The sequence below is a fragment of the Corynebacterium sp. CCUG 65737 genome (assembly GCF_024454115.1).
Taxonomy (GTDB): Bacteria; Actinomycetota; Actinomycetes; order Mycobacteriales; family Mycobacteriaceae; genus Corynebacterium; species Corynebacterium genitalium.
Genome location: NZ_JAGPZB010000009.1, coordinates 93,203 through 101,867, shown reverse-complemented (window position 1 = coordinate 101,867; position 8,665 = coordinate 93,203). Strand labels below are relative to the sequence as shown.

Genomic DNA, 8,665 nt, shown 5'->3' with positions numbered 1-8,665 from the left:
TGCAGAGCTCTGCGTCGCTGCTCCTTGGTGTATGAGCGGTTCATGATGGAATCCTCCAAGATTCCGTCCGCATCCCCTTCTGCTACTTAACCCCGGGATGTTCAACGATGTGGCTGTTTACCTGCATCCTTCGTAGGTGCGCCACTTCTACAAGGTCAAAGAACGGTCACTGAGTCTATTTTGGACAATTGCTGTAGCGCGTGCTCGTGTTCGCCTTTTGTCGGGGCACTGCAGGCAGAACCGTAAACGATCACTTCATATCCCAAGCGCACTGCCGTGGAGGCGGTAGCGAGCACGGCGTGAGCTGTCGAGAACCCAGCGAGTGCAATGCGTCCGGTTTGTCGGGCTCCCAATTCCTGGTCCAGGGAGGTGTCTGAGAAGGCGTCGATCCCGAACTTGGTGATGATGGGGTCAGATTCCCGGTAACCGCATTCCGGCAAGAGACGCGCTTTACCGAGCGGGCCGCCGTCAGAGTCATCCATTGTGCGGAACTGGATCCACAGCACATCCGTCCCGTGGTTGCGCGCGGTATCAACTGTGTCCGCAATCTTTCTGATGAGGTTGGAGCGAACGGACTGATTCTCGCAGAGATCAAGAATCCACTCTTGGGCATCGATGACAATGAGACAGTCAACCGAATCTTGAGGGGGCATCAGTACCGGGATTCGGTTGGCTCGGGCAAGTCATTGATCGCCGCGATGTCATCGGCGTCGAGCTGCACGTTCGCTGCTTCATAGTTGGAGACGATGTGGGCAATGCTTCGGCTACCTGGAATCGCTTTCACCGCTGGGCTGACGCTGAGCACCCAGGCAAGAGCGACCTGGGATGTTGCCACTCCGTGTTTTTCCGCGATGCGCTGAAGAGTTTCAAGGATGACAGCATTGCGTTCCTGCGCGTCCGGGGTAAAACGTGGCATCCAACTACGGAAATCGCCCTCCATGAGTTCGGACGTGTTCAACGTGCCGGTGAGGTAACCGCGGCCGAGCGGGGAGAAGGCCACCAAAGACGCCCCGTTGTCTTCACACCACTGCAGGACGTTGGTCTTGCTGTCTGCGTGCTCAGAGGGCTGGTCTTTCAGCGGGTCGCGGGTCCAGACTGAGAGTTCAGATTGGACCGCGTCGATGGTGACTACCTCGGAAGCAGCGACTAACTGGTCGTAGGTCGGTTCGCTCACTCCGATATTGCGGATTTTCCCGGCGGCTTGAGCGTCGGCAAGCACCTGAACTTGTTCCTGCACCGGAATGGTTCCATCGAGGCGGTGCAGGTAGTACAGGTCCACATGTTCACGATTCAACCGGCGCAGGGACGCGTCGAGGGCATCGCGGAGGTACTGGGTGGAACCATCAACATGCATCTGCAAGGGTTCGACACTGTCGACGACGATGCCGCCCTTCGTAGCGATGTAGACATCCGAGTTGTTTGCAAAGGCCTTGCCTACGAGTTCTTCATTGTGGCCGGCTCCGTACATGTCGCTGGTATCGAAGTGCCTGATTCCAGCATCGAAGGCTTCACGTATGGTGCTTACGCTTGCATTGTCGTCCAGCTGGCCAGGTCTGCTGTAACCCCAACTGAAGCCCATGCAACCCAGGCCGATGCGGTCTGCGGGAAGAGGAGCGGGGTTGCCGATTGAGTTCATGACGAATTCCTCTCAGAAACACGGAAGCGAGAACTCTCGCCGAGCCTAGCCGCGTTCCCTTGAAGAGCGCTGGGATAAATGCAGCAAGCCAGTTCCACTAGCCAAAGAAGCTTGCCGACGGTCACACCGACTCGGTACTGAACCGCCGCGGTTAAAATCGGCGCCATGCTCTCCTTCTACAGCGAATTCCCGAATGAACCTGCCGTGAAATCACTGTTGAAGGGGGATGAACTGGAGTTCCTCTTCGTTCTCACTGAGGTGCCTGCGCGGGGAGCCCGAAACAACCTTCTCGGTGAGGACAGCGTTAGCGTCAAACTTGAGCATGTGGATGGTCTCGTTGTGCGAACGCTTCCGGATGGTGCGGTGCACACAGGTGAGATCAACATCGCATACCCGCAGGTTAATCGCACGAAGAACGGGAAGATGTCATTCGATCCCGGTGAAATGGCAGATTTGAAACCATTCACGGTGTACCGGGCGAAAGGGGCATTGTCTCCTTTCTCCAAGTATCGGGCGCAAGGGACCGCGCTTCTCTTCTCGGTGTGGGACGTGATCTCTCCTCAATCGGATCCGGAGCTGGAGGACATCGCCACAGGTGCGGCCAAGAATGGGGTGATCAATACAAAGCTTGGCCAATTGACCATTCAACGAGGCTTCGTTGGCTCCTTCGAAGGGCACGCAAAATCACTCGGTGTCAATGTCAGCATCCCCTATGAGGATCCGGATCCACTCTCTCAGGGGCTGACTCAGCACGAAGAACGGTTCGCATCAGCCGTGCACGTTCTGAACCGCGTTATCACGCGAAAGTTTCTCAAGGATGCCCGCAAGTTCGCCGCCACTGAGGCCCTGCCCAGGGCAAACGAATGGCGCCACGATGTCGCCGAAGCTGAGGGCCGCCGCACTCCCGCGCGGGAATGGAGAGTGCGGGACGTCGCTAGGCGTTTCCGCCCGACGAGCGTGATCGTCCCGGAGAAAGGCGAGATACTTATCGAATTCGACGACGGTGATCTCTTCGGTGGTCACCCGGTCACCGTTGTGGCGGACCGGGACGGGACACTCTTGGAAGTCGAGCTCGACTAAGGGCCCGTTCCGAGCGCTACTGTTCGAGGATTAGGGGCCGGGACGGGCCAGCAGGGGAGGGCTGGCCAGGTGCCACGTCCCTTCAGGTTAGGAGCGGTACGCGCTCACACCGGTGATGGACTTGCCCACGATGAGGGACTGCATCGTGTCGGTGCCCTCGTAGGTGTGCAGGGATTCGATGTCCGCGTGGTGGCGGGCGACATCGTTCTCGAGCAGGATGCCTACGCCGCCGAACATGTCGCGTGCATCAGCGGAGACCTTGCGGGCGCCGCGGGTGTTGTGCACCTTGGCCAGGGCGGCTTGCTTCTCGTTGAGCTCGCCGGCTTCCTCGAGCTCGAGCAGGCGGCGGCAGTAGAGCGCCATGGAGGTGATTTCCTGCAGCATGTCGGCCAGGCGCTGCTGGATGATCTGGTTCTTCACCAGCGGGCGGCCGAACTGCACGCGGCGCTGGGCGTAGTCGAGGGCCTTTTCGTAGCAGTCGATCGCCATGCCGAGCGCGACCCAGGCCACCGCGATACGGGTGCCGGTGAGCACGCGGGCAGTGTCCCGGAAGGTGTGGGAGTTGGGAAGGCGGCGGTCGTCGGAGACGCGGACGTCGTTAAGCTTGATGTGCGCCTGGGGGATGCCGCGCAGGGATGCTTTGCCCGTGATGGTCTCCGCGGAGTAGCCCTCCTGGTCCTGGTCGACGATGAAGCCCTTGACCTCGCCGTCTTCCTCGTCGCGGGCCCACACGACCGTGATGTGGCCGACGGAGCCGTGGCCGATCCACTTCTTCTCGCCGTTGATGACCCACTCGTCGCCCTCACGGCGCGCGGAGGTCTCCAGGCCGATCGAGTCAGAGCCGTGGTCGGGTTCGGTCAGGGCGAAGCCGCCGCGAATCTCCATCCGCGACATCGGGCCCAGGTACTTAGCCTTCTGATCCTCGGAACCGCACTCGGAGATGGAGCGCATGGCCAGGCCGGACTGCACGATGTGGGCGGTGGCGGTAGACGCGTCGGTACGCGCCAGCTCCATCTGGATCAGGCGGTTAGCGCGGATAGAAATCCCGGGCTGGCCGTCGATCTCGATGCCGTCGGTAACTAGGCCGCGGCGGGCCGCTTCCTCCACTGCTGGAATGTTGTACTCGGCCTTCTCCCACGAATCGTTGAGGGAAGGGCGGGCCCACTCCATGAACTCGCGAGCCTTCTTCCACCACTCGAGGTCTTCGCCGTCGACATCGGCGAACACCTGGTAGTAGTCAGTCTTCGGGTTCAACAGGGCGGCAACGCCGGTGAGGTTCTCGTCTGGTTGAGTCATAGCAACATTCTTTCGTATTCGGATTGGGAATTCTTAGCCTTCAAAAGGTATTTGCCGGAGATCTTTCCGCAGGATCTTGCCCGTGGGGTTCTTCGGAATTTCCGCGATGAAGGTCACGGCGCGCACTTTCTTGTACGGGGTGACGCGTTCTGCGACATAGTCCATAACATCGCGCTCGGAGAGTTCCGCGCCTTCGCGCTTTACGACGAACGCGCGCGGAATCTCCAAACCATCCCGGTCAACACCGACCACGCCGGCGTCAGCAATGTCCGGGTGGGTGAGTAGGACGGCTTCGAGTTCGGCCGGTGCGACTTGGTAGCCCTTGTACTTGATCACTTCCTTGGCGCGGTCGACAATGTAGATTTCGCCATCGTCACCGAGGCGGGCGAAATCGCCCGTGCGCAACCAGCCATCGACAAGCGATTCGCGTGTGGCTTCCTCGTTGTTGATGTAGCCGCGCATGACCTGCGGCCCACGGACAATGACTTCGCCTGTCTCGCCTTGGGCGACGTCCGCGAAGCTCTCGAGGTCTACAAGGCGGATCTCGGTGTTGGGCGCAGGTTTGCCCACGGAACCCGGATCGACCGACCCATCGGAAACAGCCACGAGCGGGGACGCCTCTGTCATACCCCAGCCTTGGACGACTGTGGTGTCCAGGCGCTCGGAAACGGCGAGCGCGACTTCGCGGTCGAGCGGTGCCGCCGAGGAGATGAGCACCTCGGTGGAGGCGAACCACGCCGGTTCGATCGCCGGGTGCTTGGCCATAGCGATCGCCATAGGCGGAGCGATGAACGCAAGCTTAATTTGGTGCTGTGGGAACGCCCCGATGAACAGCTGCAGGTCGAATTTGGCCAGGGTGAACACGTGGGAGCGACGCAACAGCGGCATGAGCATGAGCACGGTGATGCCGTAGATGTGAGAAAACGGCAGCGGGGAGAATGTGCGGACGTTCTCACCCAGGTCGAGCCGGTCGACCATTGCGGAGCATTGTGCCGTGTTCGAGGCCAGGTTGAAGTGCGTGAGTTCCACGCCCTTCGGTAGACCTGTGGTGCCGGAGGAGAACGGCAGGCACGCCACGGAGTCGGCCGGGATCTCGATGTCCGGAGCAGGCGCGCCAGCACGGATGATGGACCCAAGGTGGGTGTCGAAGATCTGCGGGATCTCCTCTACGTCAGAAATGCCGATGTAGAGGTCGGATTCGGCCATCCGGACCAATTTGACCACGTCAGACTGGTTCATCAGCACGCCCATGGGACTCACGGTGGCGCCGGCGCGCAGGATGCCCAAGAAGGCGGCGACGAAGTGAATCGAGTTAGGAATCTGCAGCGTCACCGTGCTGCCTGGCCCGATGCCGCGGCGGGCGAGATCCCCGGCAATGGCGTCAGCGGCGTCGCGTAGTTCACCGTAGGTGATGGTTTGCTCGGTGGCCAGTTCAGTGATCGCCGGCAGAGTTGCTTCCTCGTCAGTGAGTCCATCGAAGATCAGCGAGTAGATATCGGTCTGGGGAAGATCGAGAGAGGGGTAGGGGCTCGGGTAGATCATGGCGTGGGGGCTCCTAAGTGAAACTGCACCGCAGCGGGTGGGCGTGCGGTGCAGTTATCGGTGATGTGATTGGGAAACGACCTAGCCAGCGAATGCGCCGACGCCGGTGATGGACTTGCCCACGATGAGGGACTGCATGGTGTCGGTGCCCTCGTAGGTGTGCAGCGCCTCGATGTCGGCGTGGTGGCGGGCAACATCGTTCTCGAGCAGGATGCCCACGCCGCCGAACATGTCGCGTGCGTCAGCGGAGATCTTGCGGGCCGCGCGGGTGCAGTGGACCTTGGCCAGGGCTGCCTGCTGCTCGGTGATCTCGCCGGACTCTTCCAGCTCGAGCAGGCGGCGGCAGTAGAGGAACATCGAGGTCAGGTCCTGCAGCATGTCAGCCAGACGCTGCTGGATGATCTGGTTCTTCACCAGCGGGCGGCCGAACTGGGTGCGGCGCTGCGCGTAGTCCAGGGCCTTCTCGTAGCAGTCGGTGGCTAGACCCAGGGAGGCCCATGCCACGGAGATGCGGGTACCGGCCAGGACCTTCGCGGTGTCGCGGAAGGAGTTCGCGTTTGGCAGGCGACGGTCCTCGGAGACGCGGACGTTGTTGAGCTTGATGTGCGCCTGCGGGATGCCGCGCAGGGATGCCTTGCCCGTGATGGTCTCAGCCTCGTAGCCGTCCTGGTCCTGGTCGACGATGAAGCCCTTGACCTGGCCATCGGAGGTGTCACGCGCCCACACAACGGCGATGTGGCCGACGGAACCGTGGCCGATCCACTTCTTCTCGCCGTTGATGACCCACTCGTCGCCGTCACGCTCAGCGGTGGTCTCCAGGCCGATGGAGTCAGAACCATGGTCCGGCTCAGTCAGCGCGAAGGCGCCGCGGATCTCCAGCTTGGACATGGCCTTGAGGTACTTCGCCTTCTGCTCCTCGGAGCCGCACATGGCGATGGACTGCATAGCCAGACCACCCTGAACACCGAAAGCAGTGCCGAGGGATGCGTCGGTACGCGCGAGCTCGAATGCCATCAGGCGTGCAGCGCGTACAGACATGTGGGGCTCGCCCTCGATGTCGATGCCGTCGCGGACCAGGCCGCGCTTACCGGCTTCTTCGACGACGGGGAGCTGGTATTCGGCCTTCTCCCAACCCTCGTTCACGTACGGGCGGGCGTAGTCACAGAAGTCGCGGGCCTTCTTCCACCACTCCAGATCCTCGCCCTCGACGTCGGCGAATACCTGGTAGTAGTCGGTTTTCGGATCCAGCAGCTCGTGCACCGGGTTCTGGCTGTCAGCCATCTTTGCCCTCTTTTCTCAAAAATGTGGAGCGAAACAATTCCGCACTCAATTGTGACCTTTGTCGCAGGATTTATCAAACGATTCGCTCGCCAATTCGCTGTGGGATTTCTCCCACTTTGAGAGCCGCAAACCGGCTCCGCATCCGGGCGAACAGCCCCGCAGGCCGGGCGTTTTAATCCTCCAGCGGAATATCGCGAAGTTCTTTGCGCAGAATCTTGCCGGTCGGATTCTTCGGGATCTGGTCGATGAACGTCACCGCGCGGATCTTCTTGTACGGGGTAACCCGCTCGGCGACCCAGTCCATCAACTCCTCCTCGCTCAAGGACGCGCCCTGTTGCAGGACGACGAACGCGCGCGGGATTTCCAGGCCGTCGCGGTCGACGCCGACCACCCCGGCGTCTGCAACCGCTTCGTGGGTGAGCAGTAGTGCTTCGAGCTCAGCCGGTGCGACTTGGTAGCCCTTGTACTTGATCACTTCTTTGGCGCGGTCGACGATGTAGACGTGGCCGTTGTCTGCAACGCGAGCGACATCGCCGGTGCGCAGCCAGCCGTCGTCAAGCAATGTTTCGCGCGTGGCTTCTTCATTGTTGAGGTAGCCCTGCATGACCTGGGGTCCGCGCACGAGCAGCTCGCCGGACTCGCCCTGGGGGAGGTCTTCGAGGGTCTCGATGTCTACGATGCGGCACTCGGTGTTGGGGACCGGGAAGCCGATGGAGCCGGGGTTAGTCTCGCCGTGGACGCCAATGCACACCGCGGGTGAGGTCTCCGTCATGCCGTAACCCTGCACAAACGTGGTTTTCAGGCGACGTTCGACGGCGCGCGCGACTTCCTCATCGAGCGGCGCCGCGCCGGAGAACATGACCTTGTTCGCCGCGAAGCCTTCGGGAGTGACAGCTGGGTGCTTCGCCAGCGCGACGGCCATCGGGGGAGCTACGAAGGTGAATTCGATGTCGTGCTCACCGTGTGCACGTAGGAAGACATCCAGGTCGAACTTGGGCAGGGTGTGCACGTTCCAGCGCAGCAGCAGCGGTGACAGCAGTAGCGCGGTCATGCCGTAAATGTGGGAAAACGGCAGGGGAGACAGGGTGTTGACGTGCTTGTCCATCCCGTTGCGCTGCAGCATGGACACTGCTTGCAAGACATTCGACGTGAGGTTGCTGTGGGAGAGCATGACACCCTTCGGCAACCCGGTAGTGCCGGAGGAGAACGGCACTGACGCGAGCGCGCTGCCATCGACGCTCAGTTCGGGTGCAGGCATTCGCTTTTCGACGATTCCCGCCAACTCGTAATCCCACACATGCTTGTCATGCCCTACGTCGGCCACGCCGATGAACAGGTCAGCGCCGGCCATTGTGGCCACCTTCTCCACGTCAGCGTCGTTCAGCAGCACGCCGATCGGGTTGACCGTGGCCCCGGCGCGGAAAATGCCGAACAAGGCTGCGGCGAAGTTGATGGAGTTCGGGATCTGCAGCGTGACCACGTTGCCGGGGCCGATACCGCGGTCAGCCAAATACCCGGCGATAGCGTCTGCCATCTCCTGCAGCTGTGCGTACGTGACGGTGTCGCCGGTGGTCAGCTCGGTGATCGCGGTGCGCTGGGCGTCATCGCCGGAAAGGTCGTTGAAGATGAGGTCGTAGACGGAGCCGCCGAACAGCTCAAGGTCCGGGTACGGGCTGGAATAGATCATGGAGTCTGGCCTTTCAGTCAATGGTCTCGCGCATGGATGCCGCGGGGAAAGATGGGTCCGCGGCAGTACTTCGCATAATAAAACAATTAGCCCCCTGAATGTGAGGTAAGTCGCTTTTTCTTTCTAGTGAGAAACGGTTAACG

Annotated in this window: 7 protein-coding genes; 1 reads left to right on the top strand and 6 read right to left on the bottom strand. The window is 61.1% G+C overall.

Translation table 11 applies throughout. The annotated features are described in order from the left end of the window. Nucleotides 1-155: 155 nt before the first annotated feature. Complete coding sequence (locus KBX17_RS08415; RefSeq protein ID WP_255998167.1) at nt 156-653, bottom strand: cysteine hydrolase; 498 nt, start codon at nt 651-653, stop codon at nt 156-158. Then, entirely contained in the window at nt 653-1,636 is a 984-nt protein-coding gene (locus KBX17_RS08410; RefSeq protein WP_256019362.1) for an aldo/keto reductase, read from the bottom strand. The genes KBX17_RS08415 and KBX17_RS08410 overlap by 1 nt, the downstream gene beginning before the upstream one ends. Nucleotides 1,637-1,801: 165 nt before the next feature. Between KBX17_RS08410 and KBX17_RS08405 the strand changes: the two genes are divergently transcribed. Continuing rightward, on the top strand, nt 1,802-2,716 hold the full coding sequence (locus KBX17_RS08405) for a DUF2262 domain-containing protein (RefSeq protein ID WP_256019360.1): 915 nt from the start codon (nt 1,802-1,804) through the stop codon (nt 2,714-2,716). 87 nt (nt 2,717-2,803) lie between these two features. Here KBX17_RS08405 and KBX17_RS08400 read toward each other — a convergent pair whose 3' ends face one another. The 4 genes from KBX17_RS08400 to KBX17_RS08385 form a co-directional block, all read right to left on the bottom strand. After that, a complete protein-coding gene (locus tag KBX17_RS08400; RefSeq protein ID WP_256019358.1) occupies nt 2,804-4,012 on the bottom strand; it encodes an acyl-CoA dehydrogenase family protein in 1,209 nt (402 codons plus the stop codon). Nucleotides 4,013-4,045: 33 nt separating this feature from the next. After that, entirely contained in the window at nt 4,046-5,554 is a 1,509-nt protein-coding gene (locus KBX17_RS08395) for an AMP-binding protein (protein ID WP_256019357.1), read from the bottom strand. A gap of 81 nt (nt 5,555-5,635) precedes the next feature. Beyond that, nucleotides 5,636-6,835 (bottom strand): acyl-CoA dehydrogenase family protein, encoded by a 1,200-nt coding sequence (locus tag KBX17_RS08390; protein WP_256019355.1) that lies wholly within the window; start codon nt 6,833-6,835, stop codon nt 5,636-5,638. Between the two features lie 172 nt (nt 6,836-7,007). Next, entirely contained in the window at nt 7,008-8,522 is a 1,515-nt protein-coding gene (locus tag KBX17_RS08385; protein WP_256019353.1) for an AMP-binding protein, read from the bottom strand. Between the last annotated feature and the right edge of the window lie 143 nt (nt 8,523-8,665).